The 19,178-nt window shown below is 72.0% G+C and carries 18 protein-coding genes and 2 pseudogenes; 11 read left to right on the forward strand and 9 right to left on the reverse strand.

Features of this window, described 5'->3' with window-relative positions:
• Together VN520_RS04855 and VN520_RS04860 are read right to left on the reverse strand one after the other, a co-directional pair.
• Positions 1-204: pseudogene (locus VN520_RS04855) on the reverse strand (hypothetical protein); the annotation flags it as partial.
• 125 nt (positions 205-329) lie between these two features.
• Complete coding sequence (locus VN520_RS04860; protein ID WP_325745584.1) at positions 330-506, reverse strand: hypothetical protein; 177 nt, start codon at positions 504-506, stop codon at positions 330-332.
• 57 nt (positions 507-563) lie between these two features.
• Between VN520_RS04860 and VN520_RS04865 the strand changes: the two genes are divergently transcribed.
• Positions 564-1,577: a VOC family protein gene (locus VN520_RS04865; RefSeq protein WP_325745585.1), complete on the forward strand. Its 1,014-nt coding sequence runs from the start codon at positions 564-566 to the stop codon at positions 1,575-1,577.
• Positions 1,578-1,755: 178 nt separating this feature from the next.
• Here the strand turns inward: VN520_RS04865 and VN520_RS04870 are convergent, their stop codons facing one another.
• Complete coding sequence (locus VN520_RS04870) at positions 1,756-3,315, reverse strand: arabinogalactan endo-1,4-beta-galactosidase (protein WP_325745586.1); 1,560 nt, start codon at positions 3,313-3,315, stop codon at positions 1,756-1,758.
• A 45-nt stretch (positions 3,316-3,360) separates the two neighbouring features.
• Entirely contained in the window at positions 3,361-5,406 is a 2,046-nt protein-coding gene (locus tag VN520_RS04875) for a beta-galactosidase (RefSeq protein ID WP_325745587.1), read from the reverse strand.
• Between the two features lie 188 nt (positions 5,407-5,594).
• Here VN520_RS04875 and VN520_RS04880 point away from each other — a divergent pair, with 188 nt between their 5' ends.
• From VN520_RS04880 to VN520_RS04900, 5 genes are all read left to right on the forward strand, one after another.
• Complete coding sequence (locus VN520_RS04880; RefSeq protein WP_325745588.1) at positions 5,595-6,911, forward strand: sugar ABC transporter substrate-binding protein; 1,317 nt, start codon at positions 5,595-5,597, stop codon at positions 6,909-6,911.
• Complete coding sequence (locus VN520_RS04885) at positions 6,908-7,834, forward strand: sugar ABC transporter permease (RefSeq protein ID WP_325745589.1); 927 nt, start codon at positions 6,908-6,910, stop codon at positions 7,832-7,834. Before VN520_RS04880 ends, VN520_RS04885 begins: the two co-directional genes overlap by 4 nt.
• Positions 7,831-8,691: a carbohydrate ABC transporter permease gene (locus VN520_RS04890; protein ID WP_325745590.1), complete on the forward strand. Its 861-nt coding sequence runs from the start codon at positions 7,831-7,833 to the stop codon at positions 8,689-8,691. The genes VN520_RS04885 and VN520_RS04890 overlap by 4 nt, the downstream gene beginning before the upstream one ends.
• A 42-nt stretch (positions 8,692-8,733) precedes the next feature.
• A complete protein-coding gene (locus tag VN520_RS04895; RefSeq protein ID WP_325745591.1) occupies positions 8,734-9,768 on the forward strand; it encodes a LacI family DNA-binding transcriptional regulator in 1,035 nt (344 codons plus the stop codon).
• Positions 9,769-9,865: 97 nt separating this feature from the next.
• Positions 9,866-10,378 carry a DinB family protein gene (locus tag VN520_RS04900; protein WP_325745592.1) on the forward strand — a complete coding sequence of 171 codons (513 nt, stop codon included), beginning with the start codon at positions 9,866-9,868 and terminating at the stop codon, positions 10,376-10,378.
• Positions 10,379-10,428: 50 nt separating this feature from the next.
• Here the strand turns inward: VN520_RS04900 and VN520_RS04905 are convergent, their stop codons facing one another.
• The 3 genes from VN520_RS04905 to VN520_RS04915 all read right to left on the reverse strand — a co-directional run bounded on the left by VN520_RS04905 (position 10,429) and on the right by VN520_RS04915 (position 13,426).
• Positions 10,429-11,490: an aminotransferase class V-fold PLP-dependent enzyme gene (locus VN520_RS04905; RefSeq protein ID WP_325745593.1), complete on the reverse strand. Its 1,062-nt coding sequence runs from the start codon at positions 11,488-11,490 to the stop codon at positions 10,429-10,431.
• Between the two features lie 70 nt (positions 11,491-11,560).
• Entirely contained in the window at positions 11,561-12,298 is a 738-nt protein-coding gene (locus VN520_RS04910) for a DsbA family oxidoreductase (protein ID WP_325745594.1), read from the reverse strand.
• A gap of 129 nt (positions 12,299-12,427) precedes the next feature.
• A complete protein-coding gene (locus VN520_RS04915) occupies positions 12,428-13,426 on the reverse strand; it encodes a helix-turn-helix transcriptional regulator (RefSeq protein ID WP_325745595.1) in 999 nt (332 codons plus the stop codon).
• A 158-nt stretch (positions 13,427-13,584) separates the two neighbouring features.
• Here VN520_RS04915 and VN520_RS04920 point away from each other — a divergent pair, with 158 nt between their 5' ends.
• Positions 13,585-14,007: a VOC family protein gene (locus tag VN520_RS04920; protein WP_325745596.1), complete on the forward strand. Its 423-nt coding sequence runs from the start codon at positions 13,585-13,587 to the stop codon at positions 14,005-14,007.
• Positions 14,008-14,033: 26 nt separating this feature from the next.
• Complete coding sequence (locus VN520_RS04925) at positions 14,034-14,507, forward strand: NUDIX hydrolase (protein ID WP_325745597.1); 474 nt, start codon at positions 14,034-14,036, stop codon at positions 14,505-14,507.
• A gap of 208 nt (positions 14,508-14,715) precedes the next feature.
• Here VN520_RS04925 and VN520_RS04930 read toward each other — a convergent pair whose 3' ends face one another.
• Both VN520_RS04930 and VN520_RS04935 read right to left on the reverse strand, forming a co-directional pair.
• Complete coding sequence (locus VN520_RS04930) at positions 14,716-15,330, reverse strand: DUF1349 domain-containing protein (RefSeq protein ID WP_325745598.1); 615 nt, start codon at positions 15,328-15,330, stop codon at positions 14,716-14,718.
• Positions 15,327-16,847 (reverse strand): aldehyde dehydrogenase (NADP(+)), encoded by a 1,521-nt coding sequence (locus VN520_RS04935; protein WP_325745599.1) that lies wholly within the window; start codon positions 16,845-16,847, stop codon positions 15,327-15,329. Before VN520_RS04935 ends, VN520_RS04930 begins: the two co-directional genes overlap by 4 nt.
• 154 nt (positions 16,848-17,001) lie before the next feature.
• Between VN520_RS04935 and VN520_RS04940 the strand changes: the two genes are divergently transcribed.
• From VN520_RS04940 to VN520_RS04950, 3 genes and pseudogenes are all read left to right on the forward strand, one after another.
• The gene (locus VN520_RS04940) at positions 17,002-17,772 is read left to right on the forward strand and encodes an IclR family transcriptional regulator (RefSeq protein ID WP_325745600.1); all 771 of its coding nucleotides are present in this window, start codon (positions 17,002-17,004) and stop codon (positions 17,770-17,772) included.
• A 106-nt stretch (positions 17,773-17,878) separates the two neighbouring features.
• Positions 17,879-18,289, forward strand: a pseudogene (locus VN520_RS04945) (penicillin-binding transpeptidase domain-containing protein); the annotation flags it as partial.
• 235 nt (positions 18,290-18,524) lie between these two features.
• On the forward strand, positions 18,525-19,097 hold the full coding sequence (locus tag VN520_RS04950) for a SigE family RNA polymerase sigma factor (RefSeq protein WP_325745601.1): 573 nt from the start codon (positions 18,525-18,527) through the stop codon (positions 19,095-19,097).
• Positions 19,098-19,178: the final 81 nt, after the last annotated feature.

A 19,178-nucleotide genomic window follows, 5' to 3' on the forward strand; every position in this document is an offset into this window, starting at 1 on the left:
CGTGTTGTCGTGGCTGATCTGCACGGTCAGCGACTGCGACGGTGCGGGGGAGCCGTCCTCGGACGGGCCCGCGAGGGTGATCTCGTACGGGTCGGACCAGAGCCACAGGGCGTCGGAGGCGGCCACGGCGGGGGCCGCGGCCGGGCCGGTGACGGCGGCGAGCGCACCGAGTGCGGCGACAGAGGCGATGAGCGTCTTCTTCACGGGGATCAAGACAGCGGAGATCGGCGAATGGTTGTACGAGGGAGGAAGGCCGGTTTCAGTCTTGACAGCGACGCCCTCGACCGAGCCGTCGGCGACTGCTGTGGCCCCCCTGGCCGCCCTCGGTCTCACCTGACGAACCCGGACAAGATCCCCTCGCCGCCCGACTCCTCGTACTGCACGAGGACGTTCTCGCCACCCAGCCGCTCCAGGTCGGCACCCTCCGGGAAAACACTGCCCCGGCACGAGCCGCAGTACGAGCCGCGCTCCCCCATCCGCAGGAGGGCCGCCGCGCAGCGAGGCATGCGGCGGGCGTTCAACTCGCTGGACCCCGGCCCGGTTCGGCGGAGACAGTGGCGTCCATGACTTCGCTCGTACAGCACATCACCATCGACTGCGCCGACGCCTACCGGCTGGCCCTGTTCTGGGCCGAAGTGCTCGGCTCCCCCGTGTCCGACGACGACGCGCCCGGCGATCCCGAGGCGCTCGTGGAGGCGCCGGGGGCGGCGCTGCTCTTCGTCACGGTGCCCGAACCCAAGAGTGCCAAGAACCGGGTCCATCTGGACGTCCGTCCCGAGGACCGCACCCGCGACGAAGAGGTGGAGCGGCTGCTCACCCTCGGCGCCACTCTGGTCGCCGACCACCGCAAACCGGACGGGCGGGGCTGGGCGACCCTGGCCGATCCCGAGGGCAACGAGTTCTGCGTGGAGTGCGGCGCCCGGGAGCGTGCCGCGCTGAGCGGGGCCCGGCTGCCCGTCACCGCCGACGACGTGACGCTGGCGGTGCGGCTCGCGGTCGACACCCTCGCGAAGTCCCCGGCCGGCGACTGGCGCGTCCCGGCGGGGTCGTTGACGTGGGACTGCTGGGAGACCGTGGAGCATCTGAGCGACGACCTCTTCGCGTACGCCGTCCAGTTGGGCGGGCGCAGGCCCCCGCAGGACCGCGAGGTGCCGTACCGGTACGCGCCCGATCGCGAGGGCGGCCCCCGGAACACGGTGTTCGCGGACCCGGAGGCGGGCACCGCCGGGCTGCTCCAGACGCTGGAGGCCAGTGGCGCCCTCCTGACGGCGATGGTGCGGACGACCCCTTCGGACGTCCGCTCCCACCACGTGTACGGGCTCTCCGACCCGGAGGGCTTCGCCGCGATGGGCATCGTGGAGACCCTGGTGCACACCCACGACGTCGCCGCCGGGCTGTCGCTCTCCTGGGCCCCGCCCCGGGACCTCTGCGACCGGGTGCTGGCCCGGCTCTTCCCCGACGCCCCCGACGACGAGGACCGGTGGTCCGTGCTGCTCTGGTGCACCGGCCGCGCGGATCTGCCGGGCCGCGACCGTGTCACGTCGTGGAAGTGGCACGGTGCACCGCTGGACCGGTGACCGGGACGCGGGCCCTCGGAACTGCACGTCAGCGACGCGGAGTACGTGGCCGCGCTGAAGGTGCTCCGCACGATGGTGGCCGACGTCGAGGGCCCGCGCCCCGCGTGGGTCCCTTCCCCGCCGACGGCGGGGGCCGCCGGTCCGGCCCGCCGTGTGCGGTCCGGACCGGCGGGGCCGGCTACCTGTGCGAGAACCAGGCTGCCGCCGGAAGCAGCTTGCCGTCGTAGCCGAACACCGCCTGGTTCTCCCACGCGTTGCCCGACAAGGGGTCTGCCGGGTCCCAGCCGCTGCCCTTCACGGCGGTCCAGGCGGGCTCCCAGTACACGGCGCCCAGTCCTCGGCCGTTCGGGACGGCCTCGACGACGTTCATGACGTCGCGGAGGTTGGCCGCCTGGCCGGCCGGGGTCGCCGGGTAGCCGCTGACCAGCTGGCTCGCGGTGGCCACGTTGTTCTCCAGGCCGTCGGCGTCGGCGAGCGTATGGGCGTAGGCGGTCTCGGCGACCAGTACGGGCTTGCCGTAGCGGGAGGCGGCGTCGTCGAGGTTGGTCTGGAGCTCGGACAGCGAGCCGTGCCAGTAGCCGTAGTAGGAGAGGGCGATGACGTCGAACGGCACCTTGTGCGCCACGGCGTTGTCGAACCACCAGCGGGTGCCCGCGTTGTCGCCACCCTCGGCGAGGTGCAGCGCCACCTTCGTGTCCGAGGAGACCGCCTTGGCGGCGTTCGCCCCGGAGGTGATCAGGCCGGCCAGCTGGGACCAGTTGTCGGTGGAGCCCTCCGGCCAGAGCATCCCGGCGTTGGTCTCGTTGCCGATCTGCACCATGTCGGCCGTGGTGCCCTGGGCCTTCAGGGCGTTCAGCACGTCGTAGGTGTGATTGTAGACGTCCGTACGGAGCTGGGCGTAGCCGTGCCCGGCCCAGGCGGCGGGCTTGATCTGCTTGCCGGGGTCGGCCCAGGCGTCGGAGTAGTGGAAGTCGACGAGGGTCTTCATGCCGAGGGCCTTGGCGCGCTTGGCCATGGCGAGGACGTGGGCCTTGTCGTTGTAGCCGTCGGCCGGGTCCACCCACACCTTGAGGCGTACGTGGTTCATCCCGGAGTTCTTCAGGATGCTCATGGCGTCCCCGGCCGTGCCGTTCGCGTCGCGGTACTTCGCGCCGTACGCCTCGTTCTTCGGGAGGGTGGAGAGGTCGCCGCCCTTCACGCTCAGCCCGGTGCTTCCCCGGCCGAAGGTGATGTCGTCGAAGTTGGCCCACTGGCCCGCGTGCGCGTCGGAGTTGAGGCTGAGGGTGCAGGCCCCGCCGGTCACCTTGACGGAGGTGACGAGCCGGATCCAGGCGCCGTTCGCGGTCGGCGGCAGGTCGGTGCGCTGCTCGGCACCGCCGCAGTTGCGCAGGGCGATGTAGGCGGAGTTCTGGCCGCCCCCTGAGCGGACCCAGGCGCTGAGGGTGTATGTGCCGTCGGCGAGGCCGCTCAGGTACTGGTAGGTCTCGACCTTGTACGCCGAGGACGACCAGTGGCTGAGCCGGGTGCTGCCGCTGCGGCCGCCCGCCTCGGTGAAGGAGGCGGCGTTCTGTCCGCCGGCCGAGTACGTCGACCAGCCGGCCGCCCCCGATTCGAAACCGGTGTTGACGGGGGTGGTGGCCGCGTGTGCGGTCTGGGCGGGGAGCGCGGCGAGCAGGAGGCCGGAGAGCGCGGCGACCGCCCCGGCCGCCTTCGCTCGGATGTGCGTCGTTCCGTACATCGTCGATGTCCCTTCGACAGTTGTGCGGGTTAACGGGTGGTTGCCTCAGCCGTCGAGGCGTACGACGCGGACCTCGCCCGCCGGGACGGCGAGCTTGTCCGCGGCGGGTTCACCGGTGAGGAGTTCGGTGCCGGGGGCGTCCAGGGCCACTGCGGCGTCGGTGTCGCTGTGGTTGATCACGAAGAGGTAGGTGCCGCCCGCGCCGGTGCGGCGCACGGCCTCGACGTCGTACGGCAGATCGGTGCGGGGCTCGATCCCGGCGTCGGCGGCGGCGCGGTCCAGGACGGCGTCCAGGTCCGGGCCGGAGAGCCGGGTGGAGATGTACCAGGCGGTGCCCTCGCCGAGCCGGTGGCGGGTGACGGCGGGGCGGCCGGCCGGGATGCCGTCGGCGTACGACCACGCGGTCTCGGCCCCGCGCGGGATCACCACGTCCGACCAGAGGTCACCGGTCAGCTCCGGGCCTTCGGGGGCGCCCTCGGGGGTGATCAGCCGGACGGTCCCGCCCACCGGGAGCGGGGCGAACTCCTCGACGGTCAGGCCCAGTACGTCCCGGAGCGCGCCGGGGTAGGCCCCGGGGTGCACCGCGTCGTCGGTGTCGACGATGCCGGAGAAATACGAGACGACGAGGGTGCCGCCGTTCTCCACGTACCGGCGCAGATTGCGGCCGCTCTCCTCGGTGGCGAGGTAGAGGGCGGGGACGACGACCAGGGGGTAGGCGGACAGGTCGGCGTCGGGGTGGGCGAAGTCGACGGTGAGGTGCCGGTCGTAGAGCGAGGCGTAGAAGGTGTCGGCGCGCTCGCGGGCGTCGTGCTCCTCGCTCGGGCGCCACTCCAGGCCCTGGGCCCACCAGGACTGCCAGTCCCAGAGCATCGCCACGTCGGCGACGGTCCGGGTGCCCCGGATCCCCTCCAGCCGGCCGATCCCCGCGCCGAGCGCGCTCACCTCGCGCCAGATCCGCGAGTCGGTGCCGGCGTGCGGGACCATCGCGGAGTGGAACTTCTCGGCGCCGCGCCGGGACTGGCGCCACTGGAAGAACATCGCGCCCTCGGAGCCCCGGGCGACGTGGGCGAGGCTGTTGCGGGCCATCTCGCCGGGGCGCTTGGCGGGGTTGTGGGGCTGCCAGTTGACGCCGCTGGTGGAGTGTTCCAGCAGCAGCCAGGGCGCGCCGCCCGCGACCGATCGGGTGAGGTCGGCGGCCATGGCGAGGTTGACGTGGGTGCGGCGGCCGTCGGTGATCAGGTAGTGGTCGTTGGAGACGATGTCGACCTCGCGGCCCCAGGCCCAGTAGTCGACGGACTCGCACTGGCTGAGGGCGGTCATGAAGTTGGTGGTGACCGGGATGCCGGGGGCGAGCCGGTGCAGGATGTCGCGTTCGGCGGTGAAGTTCTCCCGCATGGTGGCGTCGGCGAAGCGGGCGTAGTCCAGCTGCTGGGCGGGGTTGCCGACGGTCGGGGTGGCGCGGGGCGGGTCGATGTCGTCGAGGGTGCGGTAGCGCTGGCCCCAGAAGGCGGTGCCCCAGGCCTCGTTGACCGCTTCGGCCGTGCCGTGCCGGGCCCGCAGCCAGCGGCGGAAGTGCGCGCCGCAGCTGTCGCAGTAGCAGGCGCTGACGGGGACGCCGTACTCGTTGTGGACGTGCCACATCGCGAGGGCGGGGTGGTTCGCGTAGCGGCGGGCGAGCTGCTCGGTGATGTGCGCCGCCGCCGCGCGGTAGGCGGCGGAGCTGTGGCAGATGGCGCCGCGTGATCCGAAGGCGTGGCGGACCCCGTCGCGGCTGACCGGCAGGGCCTCGGGGTGGGCGCGGTAGAACCAGGCGGGCGGGACGACGGTGGGCGTGCCGAGGTCGGCGCGGATGCCGTTGACGTGCAGCAGGTCGAGGAGGCGGTCGAGCCAGCCGAAGTCGTAGGTGCCCGGCTCGGGTTCCAGCAGCGCCCAGGAGAAGATCCCGACGCTGACCATGGTCACCCCGGCCTCGCGCATCAGGCGGACGTCCTCGTGCCAGACCTCTTCGGGCCACTGCTCGGGGTTGTAGTCGCCACCGAAGGCCAGCTTGTGCAGGCCTGCCGGGTAGGGAGCGGATTCTGAGTGCGGCATGGACAGCTCCTGGCTCTTCGGGACAACTTCTGGGAACGTGCACACACACTGTCGGCGGCGCAGGCCCCACATAACCTCACAGCAACAACCATTGACAAGTGTCGGTTTCGTTTCTCTACTGTGAACGCTCACAGCGCCTTTCCGGCCGGTCCGCCGATGCGTCTGTTCATCTCGTCAGGGGAGAAACCATGCAATACCGCACCCTCGCGGCGTCCACCGCCGCCGTGATCGCCGCCACCACCCTGCTCTCGGGCTGCGGCTCCCCGGACGGCGGGGGCGACGAGCCGGCCGCCTCCGGGCCCGCCTCGCTGACCTACTGGGCGTGGGCCCCCGGCCTGGACAAGGTGGCGGACATCTGGAACAAGGGCCCGGGCAAGGAGGCGGGCATCACCGTCACGGTGAAGAAGCAGGCGTCGGGCGACGACCTGGTCACCAAGATCATTACCGCGGCGAAGGCCGGCAAGGCCCCCGACCTGGTCCAGGCCGAGTACCAGGCCCTTCCCACCCTGGTCTCCAACGACGTCCTCGCCGACATATCCGAGGAGGCGGGCGACGCCGAGGGGGAGTTCGCCGACGGGATCTGGCAGCAGGCGACGCTCGGCTCGGACGCCCTGTACGCGCTGCCGCAGGACTCCGGCCCGCTGATGTTCTACTACCGCCAGGACCTCTTCGAGCAGTACGGCCTGACCGTGCCCACCACCTGGGACGAGTTCGCCGGGACCGCCCGCGCGCTGAAGGAGAAGGCGCCGGACAAGGACCTCACCACCTTCTCCTCCAACGACTCGGGCCTCTTCGCGGGCCTCGCCCAGCAGGCGGGTGCGAAGTGGTGGACCACGGACGGCGACAAGTGGAAGGTCGCGATCGACGACCCGGCCACGCGGAAGGTCGCGGACTTCTGGGGCGGCCTGGTGAAGGAGGGCGCCATCGACAACCAGCCGATGTACACCCCCGCCTGGAACAAGGCGCTCGACACCGGCAAGCAGATCGCCTGGGTCAGCGCGGTCTGGGCTCCGGGCACCCTGACCACCGCCGCACCCGCGACGAAGGGCAAGTGGGCGATGGCCCCGCTCCCCCAGTGGACCGCCGGTGAGAACGTCACCGGAAGCTGGGGCGGTTCCTCCACCGCCGTCACCGGCGACTCCAGGAACAAGAAGGCCGCCGCCACCTTCGCGAAGTGGCTGAACACCGACCCGACGGCACTCGCCGCGCTGGTGAAGGAGAGCGGCGTCTACCCCGCCGCCACGGCCGCCCAGACCGGTGGCGCACTGGCGAAGGCTCCGGACTACTTCTCCAACCAGCCCGCCTTCTACACCGAGGCCGCCAGGATCGCCCAGGGCACCGCCCCGGCCGCGTGGGGCCCGAACGTCAACGTCGCGTACAGCGCCTTCAAGGACAACTTCGCCGCCGCCGCGAAGAACAAGGCGGACTTCGGCCCCGCGCTGACCGCCATGCAGGACGCCACCGTCGCGGACCTGAAGAAGCAGGGCTTCGGGGTCTCGCAGTGACACGCGCACCCCGCGGGAAGGCATACGGGATCAAGAGCGCCCCGTACGCCTTCCTGGTCCCCGCCACCGTCCTGTTCCTGCTCTTCTTCGCCCTGCCCATCGGCTACGCCGTGTACCTCAGCTTCCGCAGGACCGAGGTCGAGGGGCTGGGCCTCGGCAAGGGCGCACGGGAGGAGATCTGGGCCGGCCTCGCCAACTACACGGACGCGCTCTCCGACCCGGAGCTGCTGCACGGGGCGCTGCGCATCCTGGGCTACGGCGCGATCGTCGTCCCGGTGATGCTCGGCCTCGCCCTGCTCTTCGCCCTGCTGCTGGACACCGACGGGCTCCGTGTGCGCGGCTTCAGCAGGCTGGCGATCTTCCTGCCGTACGCGATCCCGGGCGTCGTCGCGGCGCTGATGTGGGGCTTCCTGTACCTGCCGGACGTCAGTCCTTTCCTGTACCTGCTCGACGCGGCGGGGCTCCCGCAGCCCGATCTGCTGGACGGCGGGCCGCTGTACCTCTCCCTGGCCAACATCGCGGTGTGGGGCGGCACCGGCTTCAACATGATCGTGATCTACACGTCACTGCGGGCGATCCCCGCCGAGATCTTCGAAGCCGCACGGCTCGACGGCTGTTCGCAGCTCCAGATCGCGCTGCGCGTCAAGATCCCCATGGTGGCGCCGTCGCTGATCCTGACCTTCTTCTTCTCGATCATCGCGACACTCCAGGTGTTCAGCGAGCCCACCACGCTGAAGCCGCTGACCAACTCGCTGTCCACGACCTGGAGTCCGCTGATGAAGGTCTACCAGGACGCCTTCGTCAACAACGACATCCACGCGGCGGCGGCCCAGGCGGTCGTCATCGCCCTCGTCACCCTCACCCTGTCCTTCGGCTTCCTCAAGGCGGCCAACTCCCGTACGAAGCAGGGAGACTCCCGATGAGCACCCAGCCCCTCGCCTCCCCCGGCCGCCGGCGCCTCCCCCTCGTCCCCACGGCCGCGCTGCTCCTCGGCTCCCTGTACTGCCTGCTGCCCGTCGCCTGGGTCCTGGTCGCCTCGACGAAGTCCGGCAGCGAGCTGTTCTCGACCTTCACCTTCCTGCCGGGCTCCGGCTTCGCCGGCAACGTCTCCGACCTCACCGGCTACCGCGACGGGGTGTACTGGAAGTGGATGGCCAACTCGGCCTTCTACGCCGGGGCGGGCGCCCTGCTGTCCACCGCGGTGTCCGCCGTGTCGGGGTACGCGCTGGCCGTGTACCGCTTCCGCGGGAAGGAGACCGTCTTCAACATCCTGCTCGCCGGGGTACTGATGCCTCCGGTGATCCTGGCCGTGCCGCAGTACCTGCTGCTGGCCGAGGTGGACATGACCGACTCCTACCTGTCGGTGCTGCTCCCGCTGGTCCTCTCCCCGTACGGCGTCTACCTGGCCCGGATCTACGCGGCTGCCGCCGTGCCGGCCGATGTGATCGAGGCCGGGCGGATGGACGGCGGCGGCGAGTGGCGGATCTTCCGGACCATCGCGCTGCCGATGATGCTGCCGGGGCTGGTGACGGTCTTCCTGTTCCAGTTCGTGGCGGTCTGGAACAACTTCCTGCTGCCCTACATCATGCTCGGCGACGACGAGAAGTTCCCGGTCACCCTGGGGCTCCACACCCTGCTCCAGCAGGGCTCCAGCACCCCGGCGCTCTACACGCTGGTCATCACCGGCGCGCTGCTGGCGATCATCCCGCTGATCGCCCTGTTCCTCGTGATCCAGCGGTTCTGGAGCCTCGACCTGCTCTCCGGCGCCGTAAAGTCCTGACAGCTCCTCAACAGGGCTTCCCTTGATGAAAGATCTTGCTCCATGAGCCGCACAGAACAGAACGGCGCGGGACGCCGCAGGCCGCCGACGATCCATGACGTCGCCCGGGAGGCCGGGGTCTCCCGGGGCACCGTCTCCCGGGTGCTCAACGGTGCTCACCACGTCAGTCCGGCCGCGCTCGAAGCGGTCCGGTCCGCCATCCACCGGACCGGATACACCGTGAACCGGCACGCCCGGTCCCTGATCACCGGGCGCTCCGACTCGGTGGCCTTCCTGCTGACCGAGCCCCAGGAACGCTTCTTCGAGGACCCGAACTTCAACGTGCTGCTGCGCGGCTGCACCGCCGCGCTCGCCGCGCACGACATCCCGCTGCTGCTGATGATCGCGGGCACGGAGGCGGAGCGGCGCCGCAACATGCGTTACATCGCCGGGCACGTGGACGGGGTGCTGCTGGTCTCCAGCCACTCCGGGGACCCGGTCGCCGCCCGGCTGCACGAGGCCGGGGTGCCGCTGGTGGCCTGCGGGAAGCCGCTCGGGCAGGGCTCGCGGGTCAGCTATGTGGCGGCGGACGACCGCAACGGCGCCCGGGACATGGTGCGCTTCCTGCACGGGTCGGGGCGCCGCCGGATCGCCACCGTCACCGGGCCGCTGGACACCCCGGGCGGGGTGGACCGGCTCGCGGGCTACCGCGAGACGCTCGCCGAGTGCGGACTGCCGGCCGACGAGAGCCTGATCGTGCCGGGTGACTACAGCCGGGCCGGCGGCGAGGCGGCGGCCGCGCTGCTGCTGGAGCGGGCACCCGATGTGGACGCGGTGTTCGTCGCGTCCGACCTGATGGCGCAGGGGGTGCTGAGCACCCTGGAGCGGGCGGGCCGGCGGGTACCGCAGGACATCGCGGTCGGGGGCTTCGACGACTCCCCCGCGGCGCTCGCCGCGCGCCCGGAGCTGACGACGGTCCGCCAGCCGTGGGACCGGATCAGCGCCGAGATGGTGCGGGTGCTGCTGGCGCAGATCGGCGGGGAGGACCCGGCCGCGGTCATCCTCCCCACGGAGCTGGTGCGCCGGGATTCGGCGTAGGGCCGGGTCCGGTACGCCGGGGCGCGGGGCGGGGGCTCGGGGCTGGGCTCCGTAAAGCCGGTGCGCCCGGGGCAGCGCCGCGCTAGCCTCGGCGCCCATGCCCATACCTCGCACACGCCCCGCCCTCACCGCCGGCGAACGCGGCCAGCTCGTCGGCTGGCTCGCTCTCCAGCGCTCCATCGTCCAGTGGAAGTGCGAGGGGGTGTCCGAGGAGGACGCGCACCGCTCCGTGCTCCCGGCCTCCCCTCTCATGACCGTGGCCGGGATCGTCTCCCATCTGCGCTGGACGGAGCACTGCTGGTTCCAGGTGGTGTTCCTGGACCACCCGGCCTCGGCCAACCCCGCGTTCGGGGAGGAGGACGACGAGGACTTCAGGACCCACGGGGCCCCGCTGTCCCGGCTCCTCCTGGAGTACGACCGGGAGTGCGCCGCCTCCGACGAGGTCATCGCCGCGCACGGACTGGACGAGGTCGGCCGGAACCGGAAATTCAGCTCCGGCTCGGCCTCGCTGCGCTGGATGGTGCTGCACATGGTCGAGGAGACGGCCCGCCACGCGGGCCATCTCGACACGATCCGTGAACTCCTCGACGGGGAGACCGGCTACTACTGACCGGGGGACGGCCTCTCCCGGCGACCGCCCCGCACCCTGGTGCGCCGGGCTCAGCCGGACAGCACCTCCAGGGCGCGGTCGACGTCGGCCTCGGTGTTGTACAGGTGGAAAGCCGCCCGCAGATTGCCCGCACGGGCCGAGACCATCACCCCGGCCGCGGCGAGGTCGGGCTCCCTGCCGCCCAGGCCCGGTACGGCCACGATCGCGGAGGTGCCGGGCACCGCTTCGTGTCCGGCCGATGCCAGGCCCTCCCGGAAGCGGGCGGCCAGCCCGGTGGCGTGGGCGTGCACGGCGTCCACCCCCACCTCGGCCAGCAGCTCCAGGGACCGCTCGGCCCCGTGGTAGGCGAGGAACGCGACCGCTACGTCGAAGCGCCGGGCCTCGGCGGCGAGCTTCCCGACCGGCCCGTACGTGCTGCCCCAGCGGTCCTCGGCCGCGACCCAGCCCGCGTAGAGCGCCGGCAGGGTCTCCTGCGCCTCCTCGGTCACGGTCATGAAGGACGAACCCCGGGGACTCAGCAGGAACTTGAACCCGGCGGTGACGGTGTAGTCGTACGCCCCGGCGTCCAGCGGCAGCCATCCGGCCGACTGGCTGGCGTCGAGCAGCGTACGGGCCCCGTGGGCTGCCGCGGCCGTACGGACCGCGTCCAGGTCGGCGACCCGGCCGTCGGCGGACTGGACGGCCGAGAAGGCGACGAGCGCGGTCCCGGGCCGTACGGCGTCGGCCAGCCCGTCCAGCGGGACGTAGCGCATCCTCAGATCACCGCGTACCGCGAAGGGGCTGACGACGGAGCTGAACTCCCCTGCCGGCGCGAGCACTTCGGCGCCGGACGGGAGCGAGGCGGCGACGATTCCCACATGGGCGGCGACGGAGCCGCCGACCGCCACCCGTGCGGGCGTGACACCGGCGATCCGGGCGAAGCCCGCGCGGGCGGCGTCCACCGAGTCGAAGCTGCCCGCGCCGCCCCGGACGCCTGCGGCGCACTGGTCGGTCAGCGTCCTGACGGCTTCGGCGGCGCGACGGGGCAGCAGACCACAGCTGGAGGTGTTGAGATAGGTGGCCGTGGAGGCGAATTCGGTGGCCCTGACCTGGTCGATCACAGAAGTCTCCATGCGGGCCAGCCTGACGGCCACCCAACTCCGCGTCAATCACGTAAGTTTCAGCGGCGCGCCCAAGGCTTGCTTATACCCGCTGGTCGGTGGTCTCGGCCCGGGGCACTTCGCAGGTCCCGTCCGCTTCGCAGGACGCCGCGTCCTCGCCGACCCGGGTGAGACCGGGCGCCTCGCGGTCCTTCCACGCCTGCTCCAGGGCCTGGACGAAGACCTCCGAGGGCTGTCCGCCCGAGATGCCGTAACGCCGGTCGAACACGAAGAACGGCACGGCGTCGGCGCCCAGCTCGGCCGCCTCGCGCTCATCGGCCCGTACGTCGTCGGCGTACGCCCCGGGGTCGGCCAGCACCCCGCGTGCCTCCTCGGCGTCGAGCCCCGCCTCGACGGCCAGGTCGGCCAGCACCGTGTCGTCGAAGACCGAGCGCTCCTCGGCGAAGTTCGCGCGGTAGACGAGGCTCAGCAGCTCGTCCTGGCGTCCGCGGGCCTTGGCGAGGTGGAGCAGCCGGTGGATGTCGAAGGTGTTGCCGTGGTCGCGCCCTTCGGTGCGGTAGCCGAGCCCTTCCGCCTGCGCGTTCGCCGCCACGTTGGCCTCCATGCCGCGCGCCTCCTCGCGGGTGCGCCCGTACTTCTGCGCCAGCATGTCGATGACCTGCTCGGTGTCGCCCTTGGTGCGGCCCGGGTCGAGCTCGAAGGAGCGGTGGACCACCTCGACCTGATCGCGGTGGGCGAACCCGGCCAGCCCCTTCTCGAAGCGGGCCTTTCCGACATAGCACCACGGACAGGCGATGTCGCCCCATATCTCGACGCGCATGACTCTTCTACTCTCCAGCTCTGCCGTACGGGCGGCGGAGGGGGCCTCCGCCGCCCGTTCAACGTGGGGAGGAGGCGGCTGATTCCCGGGCTTCAGTCGTGCCCAGGGCGCGGCTGAAGCCCCGGACCCTCACGGCGTCGGGCCGGTCTCCGGACCTGTGGTGCGTGCGGCGCGTGCGTAGCGGGCGGCGAGGTCCGCGCATGCCGTGGCCAGTGGAGGCGGGCCGATGACTTCGAAGTCGGTGCCGAAGCGGCCGAGGGCGGCGGCGAGCCCGGTCCATGACCAGGAGCCGAGGGTGAGCCGGCAGCGGTGCGGGCCCAGTTCCTCGACGATCCCGTCCTGGGCGAAGGGTGCGACGTCGGCGGCCGGGAGGTGGAGGACGGCCTCACCTCGGCAGGGCCAGTCGGTGACGGCGCCTTCGTCGCCGCGGAACCGGCTGGTGACGAAGGCGGAGACATTGCCGCCGGGGAGTTCGCGGGGGACGAAGCGGGGACCGGTGGGTGTGCGGGGCCGGATACGGTCGAGACGGAAGGTGCGCCAGTCCTCGCGGTCGAGGTCCCAGGCCACGAGGTACCAGCGACTGCGCCGGGTGACCAGGTGGTGGGGCTGTACCCGGCGGGGGCCGCCGGCTGAGGCACCCGGGCCTGCGGTGTGGTCGAAGCGCAGTTCCTCACGGGCGTGGATGACCCGGCTCAGCTCCGTCAGGACCTGGGTGTCGATCTGAGGGGTGTCGCGTTCCTCGGGCGACTGCACGGCGGTGACGCGCAGCAGGTCGACGCGGTGGCGCAGGCGGGGTGGCATGACCTGGCGAAGGGTGGCCAGGGCGCGAGCGGCGTCTTCGGCGGCGGTGGTGCCGGTGCCCGCGGTCTGCAGCGCGACGGCCAGGGCGACGGCCAGGCCGTCGTCGAACAGCATGGGCGGCAGGTGGGTGCCGGCATCCAGACGGTAGCCGCCGGCCGGTCCTTTGACGGTCGTGATCAGGTAACCGAGTTCGCGCAGACGGTCGATGTCACGGCGCACGGTGCGCGAGGTGACGTCGAGACGCTCGGCGAGAGCCTCACCGGACCAGTCACGGTGCGTCTGGAGCAGGGAGAGCAGTGCGAGCAGCCGGGAGGACGTCTTGTGCATGGGACTCATTCTCACCGCAGTACAGGACACATCCTGTCCTCCACCTCCGTCATCGTGGTGTGCAAGCCGTTCAGGAGGCACCGCTCCTGGTCACGGCAGCCGCCGCCCGGGCCGGACGCCCGGCGGTGCAGGCGTCACATCGAAGCGAGGAGCGGACCGTGTCCGTCACGACCACCACCCACCTGAATTTCCGGGGTACCGCGCGTGAGGCGCTGGACTTCTACCGGTCCGTCTTCGGCGGACGTACCGTCGCGGTCACCTACAAGGACGCGGGCGCCGTGCGGAACGAGAGCGAGGCGGACTGGCTGATGTGGGGCGAGGTGGCCGGCGACGACGGCTTCCACGTCATGGCCTACGACGTGCCCTCGCACCTGCCCTGGAGCCGGGGCGAGAACCCGTTCTTCGTCTCCGTGCGCGGTGAGGACTCCGAGGAGATCAGCGCCCTGTGGAACAGGCTCACCGAGGGCTCGGCCGTCGTGCACCCGCTGGGGCCCGCCCGGTGGGCACCTCTGTACGGCATGCTCACCGACCGCTTCGGCGTCACCTGGGTCCTGGACGTCACCGCCCCGTACAACGGCTGAACCGCCCGGGGCATAGGCTCCGGAGGGTGGATCTGCGACTGGCGGCGTACGCCGTGTGCATCGAGGACGGGCGGGTGCTGCTCGCCCACGCCGTACGGCCGGACGGCGAGAAGACCTGGACCCTTCCGGGCGGCAGGGTCGAGCACGCCGAGGATCCGTTCGACGCGGTGATCCGGGAGGTCGCCGAGGAGACCGGCCTGGACGCGGTGGTCGAGCGTCTGCTGGGCGTCGACTCACGGGTGGTCCCTGCGGCAGAGCGCCGTCCGCCCGGCCGGCCCGAGCTCCAGAACGTCGGGATCTTCTACCGGGTCCGCATCACCGGCGGCCGGCTTCGGCCCGAGCCGAACGGTGAGACCGCCGGGTCGGTCTGGACTCCGCTCCCCGGCGTCGCCGGCCTCTCCCGGTCCTCGCTGGTCGACGTCGGCCTCGCCCTGGCGCGGAGCACCCCGGCGACCGGCCACGTCGCTCCCGTCCCGGTCGGCGGCCTGATCCGGCACTGAGGTCACCGCAGGCGCCGTCCGTGCCGGCCGGACCGGCCGACCACCGGCAAGGAGTACGTGTGCCGGCCGCACGGCACGGAAGCCTTCGCGGTGAGGTCCTCGCGCCACGCCACCGGGCCCTGACACCGGAGGGGTGCGCCGCCCGCGTACGGGCCGCGCACCCCTCACCGTGCGTCAGATCCTGCCGGACACCGGCAGGGCCGTGCCGTCAGCTGCCGTCGCGCAGACCGCCCGGGGCGGCGGGCCGGAAGGCGATCCGGTCGAACGACGCCGTACAGCCCTCGCCGGTCGGCGACTGGACGAGGAAACCGATGCGGGCCGCCGCCCGCTCCTCCTCCGTGCCGAGGGTGAACAGCCGGACGAAGGTCCACCGCTCGCCGTCCGCCGAGGCGTGGAAGGCGAAGGCGCCCCCGGTGCGGCTGAGCCGCAGCCAGCAGCTGTCACCCTCCATCACGGCGGAGTTGACGTCGTCGGAGTGGCCCCGGGTGACCACGGTGCAGACCGTCGGGCGTTCCGGGGAGAGCTCCAGGCAGAGCTTCGCCCACTCCCGCTCCCCGACGTGGAGGTAGAGCACCCCCGCGTCGAAGGCGGCGTCGAAGGCGACGCTCACCCTGGCGATCAGCTGGAAGTCGCCCTCCGGGGCCGCTCCCAGCAGGCGCGGCGCGTCGCTCGCGGGTTCCAGGGCGTCGCCGCCCGGCGGGACGAAGCGGTCCTGCTTCGCGCCCGCCGTGCCGGTCAGCACACCGCCCTCGTACGCCCATCCGCCCTCGGGCCCGAAGGGTTCCAGGGCGAAGGGCAGCTCGGGGAGCCGTACCGCTGTCACGCGCGGCGCCCGTCGACCCGGCGCGGCAGGTTCTGCGGGTTGTCCTCGCGGAGCTCGGGCGGCAGCAGCGCGTCGGGCGTCGACTGGTAGCTGACCGGGCGCAGCCAGCGCTCGATCGCGGTGGCGCCGACCGACGTGGAGGTGGAGGTGGTGGCCGGGTAGGGGCCGCCGTGGTGCTGGGCGGGGGCGACGGCGACACCGGTCGGCCAGCCGTTGACCAGGACGCGTCCGGCCACCGGGGTGAGCTCGGCCAGCAGGTCCGCGGCGCTGCCGTCGGCCTCCTCCGTGGCGATCTGGAGGGTGGCGGTGAGGTTCCCCGGGAGGCGGGACAGCACGGCGGTGATCTCGTCCGCGGAGTCGTAGCGCGCGACGACGGTGACCGGGCCGAAGCACTCCTCCAGGAGTGCGTCGTGCGGCCCTTCCTGGACGAGCCGCTGCGCCGGGACGGTGAAGAAGCCGGCGGAGACCGTGTGCTCGCCGCCCGCGCCCGGGGTGACCGGGGTCTCCACGTCCGGGAGTGCGGCCCGTTCGGCCACTCCGTGGACGAAGGCGTCGCGCATCCGGTGGTCGAGCATGACCCCGGCGCCCGTACCGCTCACCGTCTCGGTCAGCGACTTCAGCAGCTGGTCCCCGGCCTCGCCCGACGGGGCGAACACGAAGCCGGGCTTGGTGCAGAACTGCCCGGCGCCCATGGTCATCGAGCCGCCGAGCCCGGCGCCGATCTGCTCACCGCGCTCGGCGGCAGCCGCCTCGGTGACGACGACGGGGTTGAGCGAACCGAGCTCGCCGTGGAAGGGGATCGGGGTGGGCCGGGCGGCCGCGGCGTCGAAGAGGGCGCGGCCGCCGCGGATCGAGCCGGTGAAGCCGGCGGCGGAGACGAGCGGGTGCTTCACCAGCTCGACACCCGCCTCGAAGCCGTGGATCACGGTCACGACGTCCTCGGGCAGCCCGTGCTGCGCCGCGGCCCTGCGCAGGAGCGAGCCGCAGATCTCCGAGGTCGCCGGGTGGTCGGGGTGCGCCTTGACGACGACCGGGCAGCCCGCCGCGAGCGCGCTCGCGGTGTCGCCGCCGGGGACGGAGAAGGCGAGCGGGAAGTTGCTGGCGGCGTAGACGGCGACGACCCCGAGCGGGATCTTGTAGCGGCGCAGGTCCGGCCACGGCGGGGTCCGGCTGCCGTCCTCGTGGTCGATGTGGATGTCGAGATAGGCGCCCTCGTCGACGACCTCGGCGAAGGCCCGCAGCTGGGCCGCCGTGCGGGCGAGCTCGCCGGTCAGCCGGGCGGGGCCGAGGGCGGTCTCCGCGTCGGCCGCCTCGATGACGTGTTCCCGGGCCTCGGCGAGCAGGTCGGCCGCGGTCCGCAGGAACGCGGCGCGCACGGTGCGGTCGGCCAGCGCTTCGCGGACGCCGTGCGCTGCCCGGACCGCGCGGTCGACCTCCTCCGCTGTAGCCTCCACCGCAACCTGCTCACGCGGGTTCCCCGTCCGGGGGTCGACGCTCCAGACTGGTGCTGCTGCCACCGTATTTCCTTCCGGTCCACTGCCACACAGGAGAAGTTGTTCGGTATTCTGAACAGCGTTCCTGAACGTGAATACACGGGAACTCTATTTCCGGGCGCGCGGTGTTGGCAAGAAGTCGCAGAGTCGTCCAAGAGGGCTGGAAGGGGCATGAAGCATGTCGGTTGGCGAGTCCGGTGGGGCACAGGTCAAGTCCGCTGTACGGACGGTGGAACTCCTCGAGTACTTCGCGGGGCGCCCCGGCATGCACTCGCTGGCCGCCGTCCAGGAGGCCGTCGGCTACCCCAAGTCCAGCCTCTACATGCTGCTGCGCACGCTGGTGGAGCTCGGCTGGGTGGAGACCGACGCCACGGGCACGCGGTACGGGATCGGGGTGCGGGCCCTGCTCGTCGGCACCTCGTACATCGACGGTGACGAGGTCGTCGCCGCCGCCCGCCCCACGCTGGACCGGCTCTCCGACGACACCACGGAGACCATCCACCTGGCCCGGCTGGACGGGACGAACGTGGTCTACCTCGCCACCCGGCAGTCCCAGCACTATCTGCGCCCCTTCACCCGCGTCGGCCGCCGGCTGCCCGCGCACTCCACCTCGCTCGGCAAGGCGCTGCTGGCGACCCACAGCGACGAGCAGGTCCGCAAGATGCTGCCCGAGACGCTTCCGGCGCTGACCGAGCACACCCTCACCGACCGCGAGAAGCTGATCGAGGAGCTGCACCTCATCCGCGAGCAGGGTTACGCGGTGGACCGCGAGGAGAACACCTTGGGTCTGCGCTGTTTCGGCGTCGCGATCCCGTACCGCACTCCGGCGCGCGACGCGATCAGCTGCTCGGTGCCGGTGGCCCGGCTCACACCGGCGCACGAGCAGCTGGTCAAGGACGCCCTGTTCGACGCCCGCGACCGGCTCACCCTCGCGACGCGCAGGCTCTGAGCGCCTGGCGGGCGGCGCGCCGCACGTGAGGAACCGGTGAGAAGGGACACGAACGGGAACGTACCCGGCGCCCCCGTTCGTCCCTCACCGGGATGAACAAGACGACATGGTCTCGAAGGTGACGGGCGCCGACGGCTCCACGCTCCAGGAGTATCCGGACGGCGGGACCGAGCGGGTCGTGAAGGAATCGACGGCCGAGCAGCTGCGCAGCGCGATGGTGACCGTCGTGGAGGAGGGAACCGGCAGCAACGCGAGGATCGACGGCGCCGAGGTCGGCGGCAAGACGGGAACCGCGCAGAACGGCGTGGACAACAGCAACACCCCGTACGCCTGCTTCACCTCGTACGCGAAGGGCGGGACCACCGGCAAGCAGGTCGCGGTCGCGGTGGTCGTCGAGGACTCCGGGGCGGCCCGGTCCGGGGTCAGCGGCAACGGCCTGGCCGCGCCGATCGCACAGAAGATGATGAAGGCGGCACTGGCGGGCCGAGGGAGCGGGGCGACGCCGTTTTCGAGGTGATCGCCGGCCGTACGGGACTGCGCACCCGGTGGCTCGCGGAACCCGGCACCGCGTGAGCTGAACGGTTTTTCGGCACCAAGGGTTCACGTTTTCGTCGTGTTGCGCCTTACTGGGAGTCGCACACGCGTCGAAGCGCTTCCGGGGCGCGTGTGGACATGCTCTCGCCCCGCGAACGGAGCTGGGAACGTACACAATCCGTTCGGGCGCAGGGATCCAGTGCAGAGAAGAGGTACCCGTGGGCACCGTCCTGGATGATGCTGCTGCCGCCGAGTTCCACGCGTTCTTCGAGGCCCACTACGCCGAACTCGCCCGCCTCGCCCATCTGCTGACGGGTGAGGCCGACGCGGCGGACGACCTGGCCGCCGACGCGCTCATGGCGCTCTGGCACCGCTGGGACCGGGTCAGGGGCGCCGACCACCCGGCGGCCTACGCGAGAGGGGTCGTCGCCAATCTGGCGCGTACGCGCATCCGCAGCGCGGTGCGCGAGCGGCGGAGGGTCGCGCTGTTCTGGGCGCCTCGCGGGGCCGGGGACGGTTGTGCGGCGGACGGACCCGACGTGTCGGCCGTGGTGGATGTCCAAGGGGCCCTGCGGCGGCTGCCGTTCCGCAAACGCGCGTGTGTGGTGCTGCGGCACGCCTTCGACCTGTCCGAGCGGGACACCGCTCTGGTCCTCGGTATCTCGGTGGGTACGGTGAAGAGCCAGACCTCACGCGGTGTGGCGGAACTCCAGCGGCTGCTCGGCCCCGAGGCCCCCGCGGTACGGGTACAGGTGGCGGCCGCCGGGCAGCGCACCGGAGGAAGGCAGTGATGGACGAGGACCTGCGGGAGCGGCTGCGCGCGGCCGCCGCTTCGCACCGCCCCGACCGGGCGCGGATGCTGGCCCGGATCG

Origin of the sequence: Streptomyces sp. (genome assembly GCF_035563135.1) — a bacterium.
Taxonomy (GTDB): Bacteria; Actinomycetota; Actinomycetes; order Streptomycetales; family Streptomycetaceae; genus Streptomyces.

Coding starts and splice junctions, on each gene's coding strand:
- VN520_RS04910 (WP_325745594.1), bottom strand. CDS start 12,298: ATGCGCGTCGAGATATGGGGCGACATCGCCTGTCCGTGGTGCTATGTC.
- VN520_RS04905 (WP_325745593.1), bottom strand. CDS start 11,490: ATGGAGACTTCTGTGATCGACCAGGTCAGGGCCACCGAATTCGCCTCC.
- VN520_RS04890 (WP_325745590.1), top strand. CDS start 7,831: ATGAGCACCCAGCCCCTCGCCTCCCCCGGCCGCCGGCGCCTCCCCCTC.
- VN520_RS04895 (WP_325745591.1), top strand. CDS start 8,734: ATGAGCCGCACAGAACAGAACGGCGCGGGACGCCGCAGGCCGCCGACG.
- VN520_RS04860 (WP_325745584.1), bottom strand. CDS start 506: ATGCCTCGCTGCGCGGCGGCCCTCCTGCGGATGGGGGAGCGCGGCTCG.
- VN520_RS04940 (WP_325745600.1), top strand. CDS start 17,002: ATGTCGGTTGGCGAGTCCGGTGGGGCACAGGTCAAGTCCGCTGTACGG.
- VN520_RS04900 (WP_325745592.1), top strand. CDS start 9,866: ATGCCCATACCTCGCACACGCCCCGCCCTCACCGCCGGCGAACGCGGC.
- VN520_RS04865 (WP_325745585.1), top strand. CDS start 564: ATGACTTCGCTCGTACAGCACATCACCATCGACTGCGCCGACGCCTAC.
- VN520_RS04870 (WP_325745586.1), bottom strand. CDS start 3,315: ATGTACGGAACGACGCACATCCGAGCGAAGGCGGCCGGGGCGGTCGCC.
- VN520_RS04875 (WP_325745587.1), bottom strand. CDS start 5,406: ATGCCGCACTCAGAATCCGCTCCCTACCCGGCAGGCCTGCACAAGCTG.
- VN520_RS04880 (WP_325745588.1), top strand. CDS start 5,595: ATGCAATACCGCACCCTCGCGGCGTCCACCGCCGCCGTGATCGCCGCC.
- VN520_RS04915 (WP_325745595.1), bottom strand. CDS start 13,426: ATGCACAAGACGTCCTCCCGGCTGCTCGCACTGCTCTCCCTGCTCCAG.